Raw genomic sequence first — 19958 nt, 5'->3', positions numbered from 1 at the left:
GCGTTTAGAATCGCCTTGGTGAGACGGCTCGACGGCCGTGGTTCGTCGGCGTCACATGCGGACCGCCGGTGGTGAACCTCCCGAGTTCACGGCATGCGGCCCACGAGAACATGTGGGTTGCCCGTCGGGATTTAGCACAGGCTAACCTTAACACGGCCTGGTGCTGCCAACGAGACCCGCCGGACCTGCCGTACGCCGACGCCCGACGATTCAGGAGATGTGATGACCGAACCTGCCGTGCGGGTGGACGCCGTCACCAAATCCTTCGGTGACGTCCACGCGGTCCGCGGAATCTCCTTCGAGGTGCCGCGCGGCAGCGTCCTGGGCATCCTCGGACCCAACGGCGCAGGTAAGACCACACTCGTCGACATCCTCTGCACCCTGATCACCCCCGACTCCGGCTCGGCCACGGTCGCCGGCCAGGACGTCGTCCGGAACCCCGGCGGGGTCCGCGAGGCCATCTCGATGACCGGCCAGTACGCAGCGCTCGACGAGACGCTGGGCGGCCGGGACAACCTCATCTTCTTCGGCCGGATGCAAGGCCTACGACGCGGTGCCGCCCGCGAGCGCGCCGACCACCTGCTCGAGCAGTTCGATCTCGCCGAGTTCGGCAAGCGACCGGTGTTCTCGTACTCCGGCGGCATGCGACGACGCCTCGACATCGCCTGCGGACTGGTGATCCGGCCCGAGGTCGTGTTCCTCGACGAACCCACCACCGGACTCGACCCGCGCAGCCGCCAGGCGGTGTGGGCGCTGGTCGAAGCCCTCAAGGCCGACGGCATCACGACGCTCCTCACGACGCAGTACCTCGAGGAGGCCGATCGCCTCAGCGACAACATCATCGTGCTCGACAAGGGCCGAGTGGTCGCCGAGGGCACCGCCGAGCAGCTCAAGCGGAAGGTCGGCGGCGCCTACTGCGAGGTGGTCCTCGACGATCCGTCGCGGTCCGACGAGATGTGTGGGCTGCTGCGCACCCGACTCGGCGTCGACCCGAGGCAGACGGTCGCCGATGAGACGACGATCACCCTCCCCACCACCGACGGTGTCGAGACCATGGGTGCAGTCATCGCCATCGCCAAGGACGCGGAGATCCGGCTCACCGACGTCGGCTTGCGCAACCCCTCTCTCGACGACGTGTTCCTCACCCTCACCGGCTCGCCGAGCGGCACCACCGAGGATGCACCGCGATGACGACCACTCACCCCGCGGACCGGGAGACGCACGCCTTCTCCCGGATCGACTGGCCCGCCGACCGCGACCCGTCCGTCGTCTCACGGAGATGGCCCTTTCTCCGGCAGTGGTCGACGATGACCGACCGCGGCGTCCGGTCGGCGTGGGCCGAGGGCGAGTTCGCGGTCGCGGTGGTCATGCCGCTGGTCTTCGCGCTCGGCTTCTACCTACCGCTCCGTCTGGTGATGGCCGACCGGGGCATCGACTACGCACAGTTCCTGACGCCGATCATCGTGCTGCAGGCCGTCGCCTTCACCGCGATGGCCGCCGCCCAGCGCGCAACCCTCGACAAGCTCCGCGGGATGAACCGGCGACTCGCGTCGATGCCGGTGCGGGCCCTGGTGCCGCTTGCCTCGAGGATGACCGTCTCCTTGATCCGTTCGGTGGTCTCGATCACGGCAGCACTGGTCTTCGGTGCGCTGCTGGGCTTCTCGTTCGACGGCGGGATACTCGACACTCTTGCCTTCGTCGGATTCGCGCTCGCGGTCGCGGTGGTACTGGCGATCGGCGCGGATTCGCTCGGCCTGATCGCCCGGAATCCGGAGGCCACCTCCCAGTTGCTCCTGCTTCCGCAACTGGTACTCGGCCTGCTGTCGACCGGCTTCGTGCCGGAGTCGGGATTCCCCGAGTGGGCGCAACCGTTCGCCCGGAACCAGCCGATCTCCCACTTCGCCGCCACCATGCGGGAACTCGCCGACGGGAACCCGATGATGTCGACCGCCCTGCCGGCGCTGATCTGGCTCGGCGCGCTGGCCGTGGTCTTCGTCTTCCTCGCCCATCACACCCAGACCCACCGGCGGCTGTACCCATGACTCGTGTACCCGTGAGCCGAACTGCCGCCTATTCCCCGGACGTTCTGGGGTTCCCGCCGCGCCAGGAATGGACCGCCGAGTCCACCACGCGCGCGTTGGTCCGCGGCTCGACGATCCAGGCCGAACGGATCCTGGTGAAGTGGGCGACCGATCCGGTGACGCTCCTGCAGTCCCTGCTGTTCCCGGCGATCATGGTCCTGATGTTCTGGCTGGTACTGGACCGATCGGTCAGCGCCCACTCCGGGACGTCGAGCGTCTTCGGCATGGTCCCGATGGTGGCGCTGGTCGGTGCGATGTCCGGTGCGTCGATCAGCGGTCTCGGGCTCCGCAGGGAACGCACCTCGGGGCTGCTGACCAAGATGTGGGTTCTGCCCGTCCACCGCGCGTCGGCGATGGTCGGACGCCTGCTGGCCGAGGCGGTCCGCGTCGTCGTCACGGTCAGCGCTGTCCTCGCGGTCGGCACCATCATCGGCTTCCGGATCGAGTCAGGCGTTGTCGGCTATCTCGCGATCCTCGGGATCACCCTCGTCTTCGGGCTGTCCTTCTCGATCATGGTGACCGCCCTCGCCCTGCTCAGCCGGGACTCGCACATCGTCGAATGGGTGGCCATCGGCACCAACCTCGCGATGTTCTTCAACACGGGTTTCGTTCCCGCCGAGTCGTATCCGGGGTGGCTGCAGCCGATCGTCGAGTATCAGCCGCTCAGCTGCGCGGTCAACGCGATCCGCGGGTTGGCCGCCGGTGGACCGATCGCCGAACCGCTCCTGCTCACCGTCGCCTGGTCGGCCGCGCTGCTGCTGTTCTTCACGCGGCCGACGCTCGCCGGCTACCGGCGGGCGGCGGGACGATGATCAGCCGTAGTAGCAGCGGTACTTGATGCTGCCCTTGATCCGGCCGAGGAAGTTGCCGGCCGTGAACAGCCACCTGCCGGTCGGCACTCGGGTGATCACCGTGGGTAGCAACGGATTCCGGATCAAAATGAAGAGGAACATGTCGAGGGTCACGTACCACGGCCAGCGCGGCATCCCGTAGTGGCGATAGTCGGAATACAGCTGGACCGTGCCCATCCCGCACGTCACCGACTGTCGCCATAGGCCCGCGAGCGTATCCCGCAGACGGTAGGCGACGAGCGCCTTGGGAGCGAGACCGAGTGTCCCCCCGGACAACTGGACCCGGATCAGGAAATCGGAGTCCTCTGCGGCGTTCACATAGTCGACATCGAAGCCGCCCACCCGCTCGTACACGTCCCGCCAGACCCCGACATTGCAGGTCGGATGCACCTGCAGGAATCCCTGCAGGGCGTACGGTTCATCGGCCGGCAGCATCTGGCGCCAACTCTGGACCTCCGGCGAGTTGAGCGAATGGGTCTCGAGCCCGCCGCCCACCGCCGAATGACGCGTTGCGACCGCGGTCAATTCGGTGAGCCACTCCGGATACACGCGGTCGTCGGCGTCGCACAGCGCGATGAAGTCACCGTCGGCCGAGGCCACGCCGGCGTTCCGGGCGTACGAGATCCCTCGCACCGCGGAGGCGTCAACCCAGCGCATCCGGAGGCGCTCCCGCAATGAGTGGTGTTCGACGTGTTCCCGTAATCCGTCGGTGGATCCGTTGTCCGCGATGATGACCTCGAAGGGGCGTTCATAGGTCTGGGCCGCCAGTGCCTCGAGCTGGATGTCGATGACGTCGACGCAGTCGAGTGCCGAGATCACGACCGACACCAACTCGGGAAGCGGACGTTCGACGTCCTCGCAGCGTTCGGTCACCCGCGGTTTCTCCACTTCATTCTCTCGATCGCCTCCCGTCAGACCGTGGGCGCGGCCCAACGTCCGGTCGGGTATGCGGCCGGTCTCGCCGGCGGCGGCTGCGCGGAGGCCCGCACAGGTCAGGTAGACACGTGCGGGTCGGTCGGTGCCGATGAGCATCGCGCGCCCCCGGGCGATGACGTCCTTCGCGACCGACGCGGCACTCCAGAGGGGTTCGGTCCGCGAGTAGCGGCGGTACAGAACCGCTCGGTTGCGGGCGATGTAGTAGTGCCGGAACGGCGCATCCTCGGTGAACTCGACGGCGGCGCCCGCGCCCCGGCCACGGAGCAACCATCGAAGCGGCCGCGGCGGGGTCCATGTTGCGGCCCGTCCCAGTCGGTGCCGAATCCGGTTGCCCGGCACGATGAGTGCGTGGCCGCCGGCTGCGCGGGCGCGCAGGTAGAACTCGGTTTCCACGCAGTCGATGAACAGCGACTCGTCGAACAGACCGATCTTCTCGAAGAGGCTACGCGTGACGAGAAGGCCCGACTGCAAGGGCTCGAAAGCCAGGGTCAGCCCCTCGACGGCAAACCAGAACGGGGCCACGTCGTCGTTGATGTAGGCCGGCGATGCCATCACGTCCGACAGTCCGAGCGACTTGGCCAGTTCAAGGTGATCGACGGCCCGTCGGACGTAGTCCGGTTCGAGTGAGGTGTCCTGGTCGAGGGTGAGGACGGCGTCGGCATCTCGCGAAAGCGCCTCACGGACACCCTGGTTGAGAGCGTGTGCGATGCCCTGGTTCGATCCCGACTCGAGCACAGTCGCACCGGCCGCCGCGCAGTCGTCGAGGACGGTCCGCACGGCTCCCCGCGGGTCGGTCGTCAGCGACGGCGATCCGTCGTCGACGACGATCACCGAATCCACCTGCCGGAGAACATTCGCCACGGAATCGACGAGTTCTCGCGTCGGCTCGAAGGTGGGGATGACGGCGACCACGGTCATGACGGGGTTCCTTCGTTGTCGGTGAGATAGAGAGCGGCCGACACCGCGGCGGCCGTGGCGGTCACGTGCGGAGCACGCATCATCGCGTGATGGTCGGCGGCGACCGTGACGGTGCGCATGCGACCGGTCACCATCCGCGCCCAGGTGTCGGGATGGTCGGGGTTCTCAGCGGCGCGGATCAAGGTGATGTCACCCCGGTACGGCGTCGGCCGGTGGCGCCGGATCTGCTGACGACCGAGATCCCAGAAGACGTTCCACTGCAGGGTCGTCGGGAGGTTCCACCAGCCGGCGGTCACGACCAGGGCGCGCATCACCAGGCGTGTCCACCGGATCTGGAGCGACTGCGAGTTCGACGCACGTTCTGCATCGTCAGTGCCGGTGCGGTCGGGCAGTCTCGCGGGATCGTCGGCGCCCGTGTCATCGGTCATGCGGCCACCGATGCGCTCGACCAGCTCGGGCTCGAACCGGGAGTCGAGGATGATCACCGATTCGCAGCGCTCGTCGCGGCCGTCGAGGATCGTCGCGGCCTCGAGCATGACGAAGCCGCCGAGTGAGTACCCGACGAGGCGGTACGGGCCGTCGGCCTGAATCGACTCGATGTCCTTCACCGCGCGTCGTGCGGCGGCACGGATCGTCCGGTCCGCCCGACCGCGCTTCTCGAGTCCATGGGCCTGCAGGCCGTAAACCGGTGCATCCCCATCGATCTCACGGGCCAGTGGCAGCAGGCTGGCCGCAGGTGTTCCCGCGCCGGACATCACGAAGACGGGGGTGCCGGTCCCCTCGCGGAGCCGGATGATCGTGGCACCGGTGACCGAGCGGGCGCGGTCCCGATGAGCGGCGTCGAGGAGTTCGGACAGGCCGGCGATGGTCGGGGTGCCGGCGAAGTCCGCGGTCGAGATGTCGACGAGCCAGCGGTCGCGAAGTTCGGCGAGCATCTTCGCGGCGGCGAGCGAGTCACCGCCCAGCGAGACGAAATCCTCGTTGCGCCCGACGGTCTCGAGTCCGAGGATGTCGCACCAGATGTGCATGAGGGTCGACTCGGTCGGTCCGCGAACGGGTTCGGGTGTCCGCGGCGGTGCGGGCGGAAGGGCGGCGCGGTCGACCTTGCCGCGCTCGTTCCGGGGCAGCGAGGTCAGAACCACCACGTCACGCGGGATCATCCACGGTGCCAGCGTCTTCGCGAGCGCGGTCCGGATCTCGGCCGGCGACGGCGTCCACTTGTCCGGGGCGACGGCGACGTGCGCGATGAGCTGTGCGGTGTCCCGGTCGGCGGTGACCACCGCGTCGACGGTCCACGGCAGAGCTCGTAGAGCTGCCTCCACCTCGATGGGTTCGACGAGGTAGCCGCGAATCTTGACCGCGTCGTCGCGTCGCCCGAGCAGATGCAGCCGGCCCTCGCCGTCGAACCGACCGAGATCGCCCGTCCGGTAGCGGCGGCGCCCGTCGGGCAGGTTCTCGAACTTGGCTGCGGTCAGCGCGGGATTGTTGAAGTAGCCCGACGCGATGTACTCCGATTCGACGACGACCTCACCGGTCGACCCGGTCCGGACATCGTGGCCCGCCTCGTCGACGATGCGGACGGACTTCTTCGACGCGGGCGTGCCGACCGGGACCGCACCAGGGGGAACGGGCCGATCCGGCGGGAAGAGGTTGAACGCGAGATTGGCCGTCTCCGACGACCCCGACCAGCTGCAGAACACCCCGGCCGGTGAAATGGTCGCGCGGACGCGCTCGACGTCGCCGGAGTGGACCGGTTCGCCACAGGTCGACACCAGACGCACGCTCTCGATCACATCGCCGGGACCGAGGTCGGCGAGCCAGGACCTCAGGAGCGACGGCGTGCAGTGGACCGTCGTCGCCCGTTCCTGGCGCAGCCAGTCGCAGAGCCCCTCGGTGGTACGTCGGCGGACGTCCCAGAGCAGCAGCGTCGACCCGTTGAGCAACGACATCAGCAGACAGTCGACGCCCGCACCGAAGCTCAGCGGTAACAGCGCCGTCGCCTTGTCCTCGTCTTCGAAGCGCATGAAGGTCATGCCGTCGAGCGCCATCCCGAGGGCCCAACGATGAGGAAGCGTCACGCCCTTGGGCTTACCGGTGGAACCGGAGGTGAAGATCAGTACGGCCGGGGCGTCGGGCGCGGGCACCGCGAGCGGAGTGTCCGACGACGGAAGCGCAGCGATGTCGGCCGGGGACATCCGCTGAGCTCCGGAGAGTTCGAGGATGTGGTCTCGGCGGTCGTCGGGCAGAAAGGGGTCGACCAGGATCACCGGGTGTCCCGAGGTGAGCACCGCGAAGATCGCGAGAACGGAGTCGATGTCGGACTCGACGTCGACGGCGACCGGTCGTCCCGGCTCGGTCATCGCGGCGGCGATGGCGCGTCCGCGATCATCGGTGCGGTTCACCGCGTCGCGGTAGCTGATGGAGGCCTCGGGGGTCCGGACGGCGACCGCGTCGCCACATTGTGTCGCCGTGTTCCGCCACAGGGCGACGACACTCTCGTCGGAGTTCTCGGCCGTGGCCGGAATCGTCGCGGAGGTCGCCGGATCGATCCTGGTCATGGGGCGACTACCGGCCTAAGGGCGTGCATAGTTAGGTTAGGCTACCTAATCCGCTGTCCGTATTGTCGGCAGGGTCACCGACGTACGCCGCGTGATCGCCGACCCTGGCGACCGCTCCTCCTCAGGACGGATCGGCCGGCCTGCTGTAAGAAGTACCGGTGCTCGAAAAGCGTCCCCGTCCACGCAGCGGATCCGTCTTGTCCCGCGCCGTCGGCGCCGGGGTCGGCTGATGCGCGTGATCGTGGTCGGCGCGGGCGCCGCCGGTTCCCTGGTCGTGTTCCACCTGGCTCGCCTGGTCGCTGCGGGTGACCGGGCCGAAGCACTCGAGGTCGTCGTCGTGGACCCGACCGGCCAGGTCGCGGGTCCCGCGTTCGGCACCAAGGATCCCGCCCACCTGCTGAACGTCCCGGCCTCAGGGATGTCGGTGGACCCGGATGAGCGGTTCGACTTCGTGGACTGGTGCCGTGCCGAGGGGCTCGTCTCCGGCGACGAAGCGCACTACTTCTTCGCACCGCGCGCACAGTGGGCGCGCTATCTGCGGACCCGGTTGGCGGAGGCGTGCGAGCGCGCCGGCGGCCGGCTGAGTGTCCGGCACGTCCGGGAAAGCGCGGTCGGGGTCACCGCCGTCGGTCAGGGAGTTCGGGTGACTACCTCGGACGGAACCGTCGTCGACGGCGACCGGCTGGTGCTCGCGACCGGACTCCCGGGTGTCGGGGACGGCTGGGCACCCTGCGACCTGAGCGATCAACCCCGGTACGTCGCCAACCCGTGGCTGCCCGACGCCCTCGAACCAGTGGTGACCGACGACGGTGACGTCCTCGTGGTCGGCACCGGCCTCACGATGGTCGACGTGGCGATCAGCCTGCTCAAGTCGGGCGGCAACCGTCGCGTCGAGGCCATCTCACGCGGCGGCCGACTCCCCCGGCGGCATGCCGACACCTACCTCGGCGAAGTCGTCCCCGACACCTCGACCTGGGGTGACAGCCTCGACGAGATCCGTGCCGCGGTCGCCACCCATGTCGCGAGAATCGAACGCCTGCTGGGGAACTGGCGGCCCGGCGTCGACGGTGTGCGCTACCGCGTTGCCGAACTGTGGGCCCGGCTCGACGAGGCGGACCGCGGCACCTTCGTCCGCGAACTTGCCGGCGACTGGCTTGTGCGTCGGCACCGGATGCCCCCGTCGAGCGGCAAACTCGTCGACGAGGCCCGGCGATCGGGACGCCTCGTCGTGCGCTCTGGACGGATCAACCGCGTCGACGCGGTCCCCGGTGGTCTCACCGTCACGACCGGCGACGACGAACGCACCTATGCATGGATCGTGAACTGCACCGGTCCGCAGTCGGACGTGCGAGAACTCGGTAATCCCGTCCTGGACTCGGTTCTCGACGCCGGGATCGCGACCACCGATGCGCTCGGCCTGGGCCTGGTCACCGACGACGGGCACGTCCTCGACGCGGACGGCCACCCGGGTCCGATCTGGACTCTCGGCTCGCTGCGCCGCGGCGAGCTCTGGGAGACCACCGCCGTACCCGAGATCCGCACTCAAGCAGAGGACTTGGCCGCGTCGCTCATCGGTGACGTCACCAGCCACCGATGAGCGACGACCAACCGGGTTCGCTCCGTCGGGGCGCCCCGATCAGGACGCGCTCACCAATACTGCGGTGCCGAGCCAGATGAGCGCGGCCACCTTGATCACTTCGAAGGCCACGTAGACGAGATGAGCTGAGCTACGCGGACCCTCATATCCGGCCAGCACGGCGTCGGACCGCTTGGCGAGGGCCGGCCGTACTGCCACGAGCTGGATGACCAGGGCTGCGATCGCCACGCCTGCGGCAATCGGTGTGGCCACCCCGGGCCACGAACCGAGCACGACGGCGATCAGAATCGCGGCCGCCCAGACGACCTCGGCGGCATTCAGTGCGCGGAAGACCAGTCGCCCGATCCCCAGACCGATGGGCAGGGTCACGCCCGGCGCCCGGAACTTCAGCGGCGCCTCCAGGAACGAGATCGCGAAGACCATGCCGAGCCACACGAAGGTGAGCGCGGTGACGACCGCCGCGGAGGTGCTCATCGCGCGCTCGACCGCAGCAGTTCCGGGCCGAAGGTCTCGTAGTGGATCCGGCTCTCCGCGATGTCGCGGCCGAGGAACTCCTCGCGCATCGAGGACAGGAATCCGGTGGGGCCGCAGAGCATGACGTTGGATTCGGGGTGCACCTCGACATTGTCCAACGTCATGTGGCCGACTCGGACCGAATCGGAGACGATGTGCGGCGAGGTGTTCTCGTACCACTGGATCAGTCGGCCGGTGGGCAGCGAATCCACGAGCGCGGCAAGCATTCCGCGGTGCGGCTGGCGGTCGCGGGAACGGTCGGCGTGCAGGACCGTCACCGGCCGGGCATCGCCCTTCTCTGCCAGCGCGGTCAGGAGGCCGATCACCGGCGTGCACCCGATCCCGGCCGAGGCGAGCAGCAGCGGGGCATCGTCGTCGGGCAGGGTGAGGTCGCCGAACGGGGTGCTGACCCTCAGGGTGTCGCCTTCGAAGACGTGCTCGTGCAGGTGTGCCGAGACCTCGCCGGCGAGCTTCACGCTGAAACGCCACTCGGCATCGTCGGGCGAGCCCGTCAGACTGTACTGACGAATCTGCTGCGCGCCGTCGCTCAGCGGAACCTGGACCGAGATGTACTGTCCGGGGTGGAACTTCGGTAGTTCACCCTCAACCGGGGCCAGGGTCAGCGCAATGGTGTCGGGCGAAACCTGCACGCGGTCGCTGACCGTGACCTCACGCCACACCTGGCCGGGCTCGACACCCGCGGCGGCGTACAGGTCGGATTCCGAGGCGATGAGCAGGTCGGCCATGTCCCAGTACAGCTGGTCCCAGGCATCGGCGACCTCTGGCGTGACGGCTTCGCCGAGAACCTCGACGATCGCCGCGAACAGATGCTGGTGGACGACCTTGTACTGATCGGCGGTGACGCCCAGCGACGCGTGCTTGTGCGCGATCCGGTCCAGGATGAACCGCTGACGCCGGACGTCGGGTTCGAGCTGGAGGCGCACGAAGGCGGCGACCGAGCCGGCGAGGGCCTGCGGCTGTTCACCGGACTTCTGGTGAGTCCGGTTGAACATGTTGTCCAGCAGCGTCGGATGCGCGTCGAAGAGCCCGCGGTAGAACCGCGGGGTGATCTCCGGGAGTGCCCCCTCGACTGCGGGCAGGGTCGCCGCGAGAGTGGCGCGTTGGGTGTCGGACAGCATGAGAACTCCTTTGTTCACTTGCTCATCGGGATAGGAGTTCCGGCGTGTGGCCGGAAGTCTTTGTGGGCGTGTCGCTACCGCTCCGCCTGGAGCGGTCCATCCACTTGCGGTGGCCGCGTCGACAGCGAGAGCAGCACCGCGGTGGTCGGCTCGGCGGCGAGGTCGGCGACGGTCTCGGCGTCGAGGCTCTCGTAGAAGGCGGCGGCCGCACGGGCGAGCGCTCCCCGCAGACGGCATCCGCGCCGGAGCGGGCACGGCTGCGGGCCTTCGCAATCGACAACCTCCCCGTCACCCTCGAGGGATCGCGCGAGCCAGCCCACGCGCGCTTCGCGGCCGAGGTCGGTGATCGTCAGACCACCGGTACGGCCGCGGCGCGCGTGGACGACGCCCATCTCCGACAGCCTGCCGACGACTTTGGCGACATGCGTGTACGGGACGGCGAGCTCTGCCGCGAGATCCTTCGTGGTGAGAGGTGTTGCAGCCCCACGCTGTTCACCGGGCGATTGTTCACCGGCCGGTTGTTCACCAGCGACGGCGAGCCGCATCACGACCCGGAGGCCGATGTCGGTGAAGCGTGTCAGCTGCATGTCGCAAGTAGACCATAAATCGGCATCCCGAATACCAATTAAATGGGCGTGTTCTCGCTCACTCGGCGGACGCGTCGTCGATCGTCGCGACCGGTATCCCCAGGGTTCATGCTCGGCGAATCATGGTGCGTGCGTTGTCAATCGCGGCGCACCCCGGATCGTTGTTGAAGTACACGTAGACGTCGCACTCGTCGTCGAACGTGTCCCATAATCGACGCAGCCAGCTGTCGATGGCGCGGGTTCCGTAACTCATCGGCCGCTTGGCGGGGCCATCGTGCAGGCGCAGGTATCCGAAGCCGGCCGTCCGCCACAGCGGGGTGAGGGATCGACTCTTCCGGTCGGCCCAGCACAGGGCGGCGTTGTGACGTTCGAGCACGTCGCGCACCTCGTCGGTCCACCAGGATTCGTGGCGAGGCTCGACGGCGACCTGGACGGTGTCCGGGAACAGCTTCAAGGTGGCGTCCAGGGAGTCGGGTTGCGCCTGCAAGTTGGGCGGGAGTTGTAGGAGGACGGGCCCGAGCTTGGTGCCGAGGCCGGCGGCACGGTCGAGGAAACGCTCGACGGGCTCGGCCGGCTCCTTCAACCGCTTCACGTGCGTCAGGTAGCGGCTCATCTTCGTAGCCATCCGGAAGTGGGCGGGCACCGTCGCGGCCCAGTTCTCGAACACAGTCTTCTCCGGCAGTCGGTAGAAGGTGTTGTTGACCTCGGCCGTCGTGAACCGCTCCGCGTAGTAGTTCAACCATTCCCGCTGCGGGAGCTTCTGTGGGTAGAACGCGCCGCGCCAGTCCTTGTATTGCCAGCCCGAGGTGCCGATGTGCAGCATCGCTCCACCTATCCGCCGGTCGACGGGTGACGAATCCCGTCGACGGCTTTTCGCGCGTGTGGGTGTCGCATCACCGAACACGGGTACCCGCCTACGGAAAGTCGCAACCACCGAGACAGGAGTGACATGACGAAACTGGCGATCATCTACTACTCGGCCACCGGACACGGCACGGCCATGGCTGACGAACTGAAGACCGCTGCCGAGGCGGCCGGAGCCGAGGTGCGGGTCCGCCACATCCAGGAGACCCGCGACCCGGCGAGCTTCGCGGAGAACCCTGCCTGGTCGGCGAACTACGAGGCGACCAAGGATCTACCGACCGCCACCGGCGACGACATCGTCTGGGCGGACGGCGTCATCTTCGGCTCCCCGACCCGATTCGGCAGTACAGCGTCGCAGTTCCAGACCTTCATCGACTCACTGGGCGGACTCTGGGCCGAGGGAAAGCTCGCCGACAAGGCCTATGCCGGTTACACCTCGAGCCAGACCGCACACGGCGGGCAGGAGACGACACTCGTCGGGCTGTACACCTCGCTCATGCATTTCGGCGGCATTCTCGTACCGCCCGGTTACACCGACGGACTGAAGTTCGCCGACGGGAACCCGTACGGCGTCTCACATGTCACCGGCCCGGAGAACAAGAACGACCTCGACGACCCGACCAAGGCCGCCCTCGCCCACCTGGCACAGCGAGTCGTGAAGGTCGCCGGTCTGTTGGCCGGATGACAAGGCCGGTCCTGCCCTCCCGATCGCTCGCGTTAATGCGTTGACAGAGCGGCGCACGCGCGCGAGCATCGGAACCATGCATTCCGTGTCGTCGCCCACCGGGCGTGAGGAGGTCGTCGGCGTCCTGCACGCCGGCGCTTGAGTGACCTGCCCCGACCGGCGTGAGTACCGCATCTGCGGACCGCGCCGGTCGACGCGTGCCCTCATTCCTCCCACGACACCCGAGGTGTTTCTCACTCATGCATGCCCTGACCGAATCCGAGATCCGTGGATCCTTCGTCAATGCGACCGTCCGCGAACGCAAGTCACTCGTCCTGCCGCCCGATTTCAAGGAACTGAACTGGGAGAGCAAGGATTTCGTCGGCTGGCGGGATCCCAAGCAGCCGATGATCGGCTACCTCGTCATCCCGACCGACGACGAGCCCGTCGGCATCATGCTCCGCCTGGGCGGACGCCAGCCGCGCAAACGACCGCTGTGTTCGTTCTGCGAGGACGTCCTGCTGCCCAACGACGTCGCCTTCTTCAGTGCCAAGTCCGCCGGCGCCGCCGGCCGGAAGGGCGACACCATCGGCACCCTGATCTGTTCGAACTTCGAATGCTCGAAGAACGTGCGGATGAAGCCCCCGCCGGTGTTCGGCGGGCATGACCCCGACGCGGTCCGGCAACAGCGAATCCAGTCGTTGCGCACACGCCTCGACGGTTTCGCCGGACGCGTGGTCGGCACGCCGACGTAGACGCCACTCCCAAGTCGGCACTATCGGCGACGGGGCGGCCGTGCCGGGATGAGGCGATCTCGAGCATGACGCTGCGGGTGCGGGTGGTGAGTCATCGATCGGCAAACCGCGCGTTGACCAGAACGGGTGTGGCGGGGCTACCTTCGTCGAGCAAGGCCACGGCGGTGTCGAACACGTTCTGATGCACGGCATTGAAGAACACCACTCTGCCAGCGGGAAGAACCGTGCTGGTGGTGCCGGCGTCGCGGTCGGCACGGGACCCGATCAACGCCCCGACCACCTGGCGGCCCCGGGCCGGCGGTGCCCACAACAACGCGGTGAGCATGTCCAGCTCCAGGGCGAGAGTGTTGTCGACCTCGGCGGTGTCGTCCCCGGTAGTGCCGGTGAGGGTGAGGTCGTCTCGGTTTACACCTCGCACAGCGGTTCGATCGCGGTCGCCAGCGGTTGCGGCGCATCAGAGGGTGCGACCTCGGGTTTGTCGGCCATGACGATCACCTGCTGTCTTCTTGTCCGTGTCGGTGGTTAGGCGACGTCGCTGCTGACGCCAGCGAGGTCGTCGTATGACCACTGTTCGCATTGGGCGGCCAGTGAGCGAGCTCGTCGCCATAGCGCGGATCACCTTCGGTGTAGGCCCGGTCGGACTTGGCCCAGTAGGCCACGGCCCGCTGCGCATAGTCGGTGGAAGGCATGCGTCTCGGCTTCTTTCCCGGTCACGCGGCCGTAGAGGCTGGTGGACGGTCAATATTTGAACCAGCATTATTCGACAAACACTCTCAGTCGCCATTCCCAGTAGCTCAAGTACAGCTCGAAATGCGTTGTATTGCAATCCTTTTCACCAGTCAGGTCTTACCGCCTCGCGTGATTGAGTCAAGGTTAATCTAGGGCTTCACGTCCGCAGTATTTTGCGTAAGGAGCTATGAAACCGAGTGGCCCAATCATTCGCAGCCGAACACTGTCGTTATCAAGTGATTTGGCGAACAATGCCACGTGCGTCGAAACGGGTTCGACCACGGGGCTAGCAAGAACGCCCGGGGTCCGGAGGGTGCGCACCCGGAGTGCGGGCGCGGGTGCCTTACGGCGACATCACTTCTCCGTACCCATAACGGCCACCGCCGTGTGCACGTGCGCTCGGCGGGGTCGGCACCGGTCAATGCCATCAACCCGATGGTCATCGAAGCGATGAGGGAGATCGGCCTGGATCTGGGCGCCGAATACCCGAAACCGCTGACCGATGATGTGTTGGCCGCCGCCGATGTGGTGGTCTCGATTGGCTGCGGCGATCCCTGCGCGATCTATCCCGGCAAGCGATACCTCCGACCGGACCCTCGACGATCCGCAGGCTCAAACTCTCGAGACGGTCCGCGCCATCCGCGACGGCCTGGACACCAGGGTCCAACGTTGTTGCGCGAGTTGACCACTCCCGTTCCTGCCTGATTTTCATCTGCTTCCTGTCCCTCCTGACGGAGGGATCTCAATTCATGTCCATCACCCCCAGCGAGTTGTTCGTCTGCGTGTACAACGCCGGACGCTCGCAGATGGCCGAGGTGGGCATCGACATCACGGCGCAGACACCGAAAATCCTCACCACCGATGCCGTGCAAGCCTCAAACGTGTGATCACCATGGGCTGCGGTGACAGCTGCCCCATCTTCCCCGAGCGAGAGCTACCAGGACTGGGTCCTTGACGATCCGGCCGGGCCAGGGCGTGGAAGCGTTTCGCCCGATCCGCGACGAGATTAAGACCCGCGTCGAGGCGCTGATCGCCGAATTGACGTCCCAGCCCGCCGCCTCGGGCGGGTGCTGAATCAGAGATCAGTCCGGGGTCACGGTCAGCGCGCGTTGCGCGGAGCGTGCAGCGAGGAAGTCGTCGACGAGTTGCTGGCGTTCAGCCGGGCCGATCGGCGGGAGTGCGGTGAGTCGGGTGAAGACGATGGGTCCGACGAGTTGGGTCAGGGCGAGATTGGTGTCGAAGCGACCGAGCTCCTGCTGGGCTCCGGGGCTGTCCAGGATCCGGTCGAACGGTTCGCGGTATTGGTTGAGCACCCGTGCGCGAAGCGAACTGACCGGGTTCCGGTCTTCTTCGGGATGCGGTGTCGCCCCGGCCGTGCCGGGTTGGGCGGACCCGAGGGCCAGCCACCCGAGCATCGTCAGTTGGGCGGGGGCTTCCTCGATGAGCTTGGCCTGACGGTCCAGCAGTTCGATCAACTGTTCACGGATCGTTCCGGACGCCGGCTGCGCGGTGACCGGGGGCAGCAGACGCTCGAACGCCGCGGCCAGGAGCTGGGTGCTGTCGGTGAAGTGCCGGTAGAGGGTAGTCCGCGCGACCTTGGACGCCCTGGTGACCGCGTCGATCGTGACGGCCTCGATACCGCCGGTCGAGAGCAGGGACGTCGCCGCGTCGAGCAGTCGTGCGCGTGAGCGTGCCTTCCGGGGATCCACGAGCCGGTCCTCGTCGTCGTCGGTGTTCTGGTTGATCATCTCTTCGCTCACCTCGTAATTGTGCCCTCGGATCAGTCGCAGGCACTATCCCCGCACCCCACATTGTGATACTCATAGTAGTGGAACGCTACCAGCTGTAGCGTTAAGTGGAGGTGGCTGCATGACCGCCGATGGTCGAGTGCTGCTGTCGCGGGCTCAGAAGTGGACGTTGGTGGTCTCGTGCCTGTCGGTGGCCCTGGTGGTCGCCTCAATGGCGGCCCTGTACACCGCGCTTCCGAACATTGCGGTGGCCACCGGGGCGACGCAAACCCAGCTCACCTGGGTGGTCGACGGGTACACGCTGGTGTTGGCGTGTCTGGTGTTGCCCGCCGGGGCCCTGGGTGACCGCTACGGCCGGCGGGCGGTGCTGATCGTGGGGTTGGCGCTGTTTTCGCTGGCCTCGGCGGTGCCACTGTTGGTATCGACACCGTGGTGGTTGATCGCGGCGCGGGCAGCGGCCGGGGTGGGGGCGGCGTTCATGATGCCGTCCACGCTGTCGATCCTGACTGCGGGATTCCCCGAGCAGCAGCGGGGGCGTGCGGTCGGGATCTGGGCTGGGGTCGCCGGGTCCGGGGGCCTGCTGGGGATTCTCGGGTCGGGGCTGCTGCTCGACTACTGGTCGTGGCAGTCGATCTTCGTCGGCCTGACCGCGGTGGGGGTGTTTCTGCTGTTGTGTGCCTTCACCATTCCCGAATCCCGCCAGGAAAATCCGCCGCTGATGGATGTGATCGGATCGGTCGCGGTGGTGTTCGCGGTCGGACTAGTGGTGCTCGCTATCATCGAAGCCCCAGTACGCGGCTGGTCGGATCCCGTGGTGGTCGCCGGGTTCGGGCTGGGGGTGGTGGCCGCAGTGGTGTTCGTGGCGTGGGAGTTGCGGGCGGATCATCCGCTGCTCGATGTGCGGTTCTTCGCCCGTCGGGGCTTCGGCAGCGGATCATTCTCCATCACCATCCAGTTCCTGGTGACGTTCGGTGTCTTCCTGGTCCTCGTCCAATACCTGCAGTTGATCTTTGGATACAGCCCGTTGGGTTCAGCGCTGGCCTTGGCGCCGATGATGGTGCCGTTGGTGCTCTTGTCGGCGGTCGCACCGTGGATGACGACCCGGCTGGGGTTGCGGTTGATGACGGTGACCGGGCTGCTCGCCATCGCCGCGGGGTTCTACTTCATCAGCCGGCTCGATTTGGACTCCACCTACGTCGACGTGATGTGGCCGACGCTGATCATGAGCGCGGGTCTGGGCCTGACCGCGGCGCCGGCGACGGCGGCTATTGTCGCGGACACCGCGGTCGACAAGCACGGGGTCGCCGCGGCGGTCAACGACGCCACCCGCGAGATCGGCGCGGCGATCGGCATCGCGGTCGCCGGCAGTGTCCTGGCCGCCGGGTACAGCCACAACATCGCCCCGGCGATCGCGCGGCTCCCACCGGAGGCGCGGGGCCCGGTCGCCGACTCACTCGCCGGTGCCCTCGAGGTCGCCGATCGGGCGGGACCGGCCGGCCAGCAACTCGCCGACTTCGCCAAGTCCGCGTTCCTGCACGGCGTCGAGCAGTCCGCGATCGTCCTCGCACTCATCGCGGCGGCGGGTGCCGCGATTCTGCTGGTCTGGGCACCCGGCCGCGCTTCCCCGGACGCAGGCGCATCGAGGAGCCCGGCTGAACCGGCCCAGCGCAGTCGATCCCGCGCCCGCCGCTAGCCAGCACCGTCGAGAAGGAACGCCCATGACCCAGCTACCGCTGCCGCCGCACTCGCCGACCTGCATGGGGTGCGGGCCAGACAATCCCGCCGGCCTGCAACTGGTGGTGTTCCGCTCCGGCGACGAGGTCTACACCGATGTGACGTTCGACGAACGTCACATCGGTGCGCCCGGCCTCGCGCACGGCGGGGCAGTGGCCGCCGCCTGCGACGACCTGTTCGGCTTCGGCCTCTGGATCGCCCGCACCCCGGCAGTGACCCGGAGCCTCACCGTCGACTACCTCGCCCCCGTCCCGCTGCACCGGCCCCTGCGCATCAGCGCCCACGTCCGGGAGATCGACGGCCGCAAACTGCACCTTAAGGCGACCGCCACCGCCGACGACGGCACCGCATTGTTCACCGCCCAGGCGGTGTTCATCGCCGTGTCGATCGAGCACTTCGCCCAACATGGCCCCCCCGGCGCCGTCCAAGACCTACTCGACCGCCTCACCTCCGCGCTCGACCACGACGGGCCGGACAGACCGTCACCGCACCCGCCGGACCGCTGACACGACCGAAAGAAGATGCATCGGTAATGCGGCACACCAGTGCCCGTCCTCACCCCGGCCGGCCACACCCACCAGAAGCCCACAATGCGGCCCGGCCAGTTCCGGTGCTGTTACGCACGAAGTGGGGTCTACCACTGCTGACCGTGGGCTCGAGCGTGGGCGGGGCCGTCGTCGTCGCGCTGCTGATCGTTCTGGGCGGCGCACCGCACCGATACGGCGCCCAGCTCGGAACGCTTCTGCAGATCCTGGCGGTCTACGTGGTCGTGGCTCTGCTCGCCGCAGTTCGAGGCGTCCTCGCCCTGCGTCGACGCAGCCTCGGGTGGCTGGACACCTCCTCTGCGCCGACACCCGACCACGCCCGCCACACCCTGCGATTGCCCACCGAGTCCACCGTCCTCATCGGATCTCTGTGGGCCGGGGGCATCCTCGCGATGTCCGGCTCGGCCTTCGCGCTCCTGCCCGTCTGGGAGGCCCTCGGCGGAACCCTACTCATGACATTGGGCGGACTTGCCACCGTCGGATACAACTACCTCTTCGTCGAACGTGCACTCCGTCCAGTGATGGCCACGATCCTGGCCGTCGACACCCCACACGCGCCACCACGAACGTCAGTCATCTCCCGGCTGATCCTGACCTGGGCGCTGACCTCCGCGCTGCCATTGGCCGCGGCCATCGCGCTCCTGCACTATCCAGATGCGGCACCGCCCGACCGCATCCACGCCGCGACCTACCTCGCCGCCCTCGGACTCGTATCCGGAGCCCTCGCGGAAACACTGCTGGCCCGCGCCGTCGCACAACCGATCCACCAGATGCGCGGTGCACTCCGCCGCATCGGGCAAGGCCGGCTCGACGTGCGTGTGCCCGTCGACGACAGCAGCGAAATCGGGGTACTGCAATCCACCGTGAACGACATGGTCCGCGGACTCCAGGAGCAGGACCGATTGCGCGACCTGTTCGGACGGCACGTCGGAAGAGACGTCGCGCAACGCGCACTCGACCGAGGAGCCGACCTGACCGGCGAAATCCGGGAGATAACAGCACTCTTCGTCGACGTAACCAACTCGACGGCACTCGCCCACCAGATCTCACCGCAAGAATTCGTCGACAAGCTCAACCGCCTCCTCGCAGAAGTGATCGCGGCAACCGAGAGCCACCACGGGCTGGTCAACAAATTCGAGGGAGACGCCGCGCTCTGCATCTTCGGGGCGCCCGTCGCCCGAGCCGATGCCGCTGACTCCGCACTCCACGCCGCACGGCAGATCCGCGACCGCGTCCTGGCTCACGGGGAACTCGACATCGGGATCGGACTCGCCACCGGCCCCGTCTTCGCCGGAAACCTCGGCACCGACCAGCGCCTGGAATACACCGTCATAGGCGACGCGGTAAATGAAGCATCACGCCTCACCGAACTCGCCAAACACACGCCGGGACGGATCCTCGCCAGCGACGCCGTCATCAGAGCCGCCAGCGAACCCGAACGCGAATACTGGACACCACACGGCGACTGCTCCCTCAGAGGACGAACCCTGCCGACACAAACCTGGGAAAGCATCCCACCAGGGAACTGACCGCAATCCCCCGCAACCTGCATCGAGACCGACAGCGCATGGAATTCTTGGTCGGGAAGTCGAAGCAAACCCTGGCGCCGGGTTTGCCATCACCACGGTCGCCAACCACAGCGCGACGCCTTCAACACCCGAACCTACGACGGTTCGATTTCCCCGGTATATGACTATGACGATGGAGACGATCAAGCCGGATTGAGCCCCACTGAGCAC

Annotated in this window: 18 protein-coding genes and 2 pseudogenes; 11 read left to right on the top strand and 9 right to left on the bottom strand. The window is 67.4% G+C overall.

All coding sequences use genetic code 11. From position 1 onward, the window contains the following. Positions 1-222 precede the first annotated feature (222 nt). From GKZ92_RS00465 to GKZ92_RS00455, 3 genes are read left to right on the top strand one after another with little or no spacing between them, the layout of a single operon-like run. Positions 223-1191 (top strand): daunorubicin resistance protein DrrA family ABC transporter ATP-binding protein, encoded by a 969-nt coding sequence (locus tag GKZ92_RS00465; protein ID WP_006360570.1) that lies wholly within the window; start codon positions 223-225, stop codon positions 1189-1191. Next, entirely contained in the window at positions 1188-2042 is an 855-nt protein-coding gene (locus GKZ92_RS00460) for an ABC transporter permease (protein WP_006360571.1), read from the top strand. The genes GKZ92_RS00465 and GKZ92_RS00460 overlap by 4 nt, the downstream gene beginning before the upstream one ends. Then, positions 2039-2893 (top strand): ABC transporter permease, encoded by an 855-nt coding sequence (locus tag GKZ92_RS00455; protein WP_042377894.1) that lies wholly within the window; start codon positions 2039-2041, stop codon positions 2891-2893. Before GKZ92_RS00460 ends, GKZ92_RS00455 begins: the two co-directional genes overlap by 4 nt. On the opposite strand, the gene GKZ92_RS00450 is transcribed toward GKZ92_RS00455, so the two are convergent. Further along, entirely contained in the window at positions 2894-4786 is a 1893-nt protein-coding gene (locus tag GKZ92_RS00450) for a glycosyltransferase family 2 protein (RefSeq protein WP_006360573.1), read from the bottom strand. Next, complete coding sequence (locus tag GKZ92_RS00445) at positions 4783-7344, bottom strand: alpha/beta fold hydrolase (protein ID WP_035755436.1); 2562 nt, start codon at positions 7342-7344, stop codon at positions 4783-4785. The genes GKZ92_RS00450 and GKZ92_RS00445 overlap by 4 nt, the downstream gene beginning before the upstream one ends. A 229-nt stretch (positions 7345-7573) precedes the next feature. Between GKZ92_RS00445 and GKZ92_RS00440 the strand changes: the two genes are divergently transcribed. Beyond that, positions 7574-8941 carry an FAD/NAD(P)-binding protein gene (locus GKZ92_RS00440; RefSeq protein ID WP_035755437.1) on the top strand — a complete coding sequence of 456 codons (1368 nt, stop codon included), beginning with the start codon at positions 7574-7576 and terminating at the stop codon, positions 8939-8941. 39 nt (positions 8942-8980) lie between these two features. On the opposite strand, the gene GKZ92_RS00435 is transcribed toward GKZ92_RS00440, so the two are convergent. The 4 genes from GKZ92_RS00435 to GKZ92_RS00420 form a co-directional block, all read right to left on the bottom strand. Continuing rightward, entirely contained in the window at positions 8981-9415 is a 435-nt protein-coding gene (locus GKZ92_RS00435) for a hypothetical protein (protein ID WP_006357324.1), read from the bottom strand. Then, positions 9412-10593, bottom strand: a complete 1182-nt coding sequence (locus GKZ92_RS00430; RefSeq protein ID WP_006357323.1) for an FAD-binding oxidoreductase — start codon at positions 10591-10593, stop codon at positions 9412-9414. Before GKZ92_RS00430 ends, GKZ92_RS00435 begins: the two co-directional genes overlap by 4 nt. Positions 10594-10667: 74 nt before the next feature. Beyond that, positions 10668-11180: an RrF2 family transcriptional regulator gene (locus GKZ92_RS00425; RefSeq protein ID WP_006357322.1), complete on the bottom strand. Its 513-nt coding sequence runs from the start codon at positions 11178-11180 to the stop codon at positions 10668-10670. A gap of 106 nt (positions 11181-11286) precedes the next feature. After that, positions 11287-12003, bottom strand: a complete 717-nt coding sequence (locus GKZ92_RS00420; protein WP_006357321.1) for a DUF72 domain-containing protein — start codon at positions 12001-12003, stop codon at positions 11287-11289. Between the two features lie 126 nt (positions 12004-12129). On the opposite strand from GKZ92_RS00420, the gene GKZ92_RS00415 reads away from it, so the two are divergent. Both GKZ92_RS00415 and GKZ92_RS00410 read left to right on the top strand, forming a co-directional pair. Further along, a complete protein-coding gene (locus tag GKZ92_RS00415; protein WP_006357320.1) occupies positions 12130-12729 on the top strand; it encodes a flavodoxin family protein in 600 nt (199 codons plus the stop codon). A 239-nt stretch (positions 12730-12968) separates the two neighbouring features. Further along, entirely contained in the window at positions 12969-13463 is a 495-nt protein-coding gene (locus tag GKZ92_RS00410; protein ID WP_006357319.1) for an FBP domain-containing protein, read from the top strand. Between the two features lie 91 nt (positions 13464-13554). Here the strand turns inward: GKZ92_RS00410 and GKZ92_RS23630 are convergent, their stop codons facing one another. Together GKZ92_RS23630 and GKZ92_RS23625 are read right to left on the bottom strand one after the other, a co-directional pair. Then, positions 13555-13788 carry a hypothetical protein gene (locus tag GKZ92_RS23630; RefSeq protein ID WP_230461872.1) on the bottom strand — a complete coding sequence of 78 codons (234 nt, stop codon included), beginning with the start codon at positions 13786-13788 and terminating at the stop codon, positions 13555-13557. A 166-nt stretch (positions 13789-13954) separates the two neighbouring features. Then, a complete protein-coding gene (locus GKZ92_RS23625) occupies positions 13955-14152 on the bottom strand; it encodes a hypothetical protein (RefSeq protein ID WP_006357317.1) in 198 nt (65 codons plus the stop codon). Positions 14153-14552: 400 nt separating this feature from the next. Between GKZ92_RS23625 and GKZ92_RS00400 the strand changes: the two are divergent. Both GKZ92_RS00400 and GKZ92_RS00395 read left to right on the top strand, forming a co-directional pair. Continuing rightward, positions 14553-14877 (top strand): annotated as a pseudogene (locus GKZ92_RS00400) (arsenate reductase/protein-tyrosine-phosphatase family protein); the annotation flags it as partial. A gap of 64 nt (positions 14878-14941) precedes the next feature. Then, positions 14942-15266, top strand: a pseudogene (locus GKZ92_RS00395) (heat-shock protein HtpX). Between the two features lie 8 nt (positions 15267-15274). On the opposite strand, the gene GKZ92_RS00390 reads toward GKZ92_RS00395, so the two are convergent. Then, the gene (locus GKZ92_RS00390) at positions 15275-15940 is read right to left on the bottom strand and encodes a TetR/AcrR family transcriptional regulator (RefSeq protein WP_035755443.1); all 666 of its coding nucleotides are present in this window, start codon (positions 15938-15940) and stop codon (positions 15275-15277) included. A gap of 121 nt (positions 15941-16061) precedes the next feature. Here GKZ92_RS00390 and GKZ92_RS00385 point away from each other — a divergent pair, with 121 nt between their 5' ends. From GKZ92_RS00385 to GKZ92_RS00375, 3 genes are all read left to right on the top strand, one after another. After that, positions 16062-17633 (top strand): MFS transporter, encoded by a 1572-nt coding sequence (locus GKZ92_RS00385; protein WP_006357313.1) that lies wholly within the window; start codon positions 16062-16064, stop codon positions 17631-17633. A gap of 25 nt (positions 17634-17658) precedes the next feature. Continuing rightward, the gene (locus tag GKZ92_RS00380; protein ID WP_006357312.1) at positions 17659-18180 is read left to right on the top strand and encodes a PaaI family thioesterase; all 522 of its coding nucleotides are present in this window, start codon (positions 17659-17661) and stop codon (positions 18178-18180) included. Positions 18181-18323: 143 nt separating this feature from the next. Then, positions 18324-19748 (top strand): adenylate/guanylate cyclase domain-containing protein, encoded by a 1425-nt coding sequence (locus tag GKZ92_RS00375; protein WP_230461871.1) that lies wholly within the window; start codon positions 18324-18326, stop codon positions 19746-19748. The last annotated feature ends 210 nt before the right edge of the window (positions 19749-19958 follow it).

This window comes from Gordonia sp. 135 (genome assembly GCF_009720185.1).
GTDB classification, from domain to species: domain Bacteria; phylum Actinomycetota; class Actinomycetes; order Mycobacteriales; family Mycobacteriaceae; genus Gordonia; species Gordonia alkanivorans.
This window is presented reverse-complemented; position numbering and strand designations above follow the sequence as displayed.

Coding starts and splice junctions, on each gene's coding strand:
- GKZ92_RS00465 (WP_006360570.1), top strand. CDS start 223: ATGACCGAACCTGCCGTGCGGGTGGACGCCGTCACCAAATCCTTCGGT.
- GKZ92_RS00460 (WP_006360571.1), top strand. CDS start 1,188: ATGACGACCACTCACCCCGCGGACCGGGAGACGCACGCCTTCTCCCGG.
- GKZ92_RS00455 (WP_042377894.1), top strand. CDS start 2,039: ATGACTCGTGTACCCGTGAGCCGAACTGCCGCCTATTCCCCGGACGTT.
- GKZ92_RS00450 (WP_006360573.1), bottom strand. CDS start 4,786: ATGACCGTGGTCGCCGTCATCCCCACCTTCGAGCCGACGCGAGAACTC.
- GKZ92_RS00445 (WP_035755436.1), bottom strand. CDS start 7,344: ATGACCAGGATCGATCCGGCGACCTCCGCGACGATTCCGGCCACGGCC.
- GKZ92_RS00440 (WP_035755437.1), top strand. CDS start 7,574: ATGCGCGTGATCGTGGTCGGCGCGGGCGCCGCCGGTTCCCTGGTCGTG.
- GKZ92_RS00435 (WP_006357324.1), bottom strand. CDS start 9,415: ATGAGCACCTCCGCGGCGGTCGTCACCGCGCTCACCTTCGTGTGGCTC.
- GKZ92_RS00430 (WP_006357323.1), bottom strand. CDS start 10,593: ATGCTGTCCGACACCCAACGCGCCACTCTCGCGGCGACCCTGCCCGCA.
- GKZ92_RS00425 (WP_006357322.1), bottom strand. CDS start 11,180: ATGCAGCTGACACGCTTCACCGACATCGGCCTCCGGGTCGTGATGCGG.
- GKZ92_RS00420 (WP_006357321.1), bottom strand. CDS start 12,003: ATGCTGCACATCGGCACCTCGGGCTGGCAATACAAGGACTGGCGCGGC.
- GKZ92_RS00415 (WP_006357320.1), top strand. CDS start 12,130: ATGACGAAACTGGCGATCATCTACTACTCGGCCACCGGACACGGCACG.
- GKZ92_RS00410 (WP_006357319.1), top strand. CDS start 12,969: ATGCATGCCCTGACCGAATCCGAGATCCGTGGATCCTTCGTCAATGCG.
- GKZ92_RS23630 (WP_230461872.1), bottom strand. CDS start 13,788: ATGCTCACCGCGTTGTTGTGGGCACCGCCGGCCCGGGGCCGCCAGGTG.
- GKZ92_RS23625 (WP_006357317.1), bottom strand. CDS start 14,152: ATGCCTTCCACCGACTATGCGCAGCGGGCCGTGGCCTACTGGGCCAAG.
- GKZ92_RS00390 (WP_035755443.1), bottom strand. CDS start 15,940: ATGATCAACCAGAACACCGACGACGACGAGGACCGGCTCGTGGATCCC.
- GKZ92_RS00385 (WP_006357313.1), top strand. CDS start 16,062: ATGACCGCCGATGGTCGAGTGCTGCTGTCGCGGGCTCAGAAGTGGACG.
- GKZ92_RS00380 (WP_006357312.1), top strand. CDS start 17,659: ATGACCCAGCTACCGCTGCCGCCGCACTCGCCGACCTGCATGGGGTGC.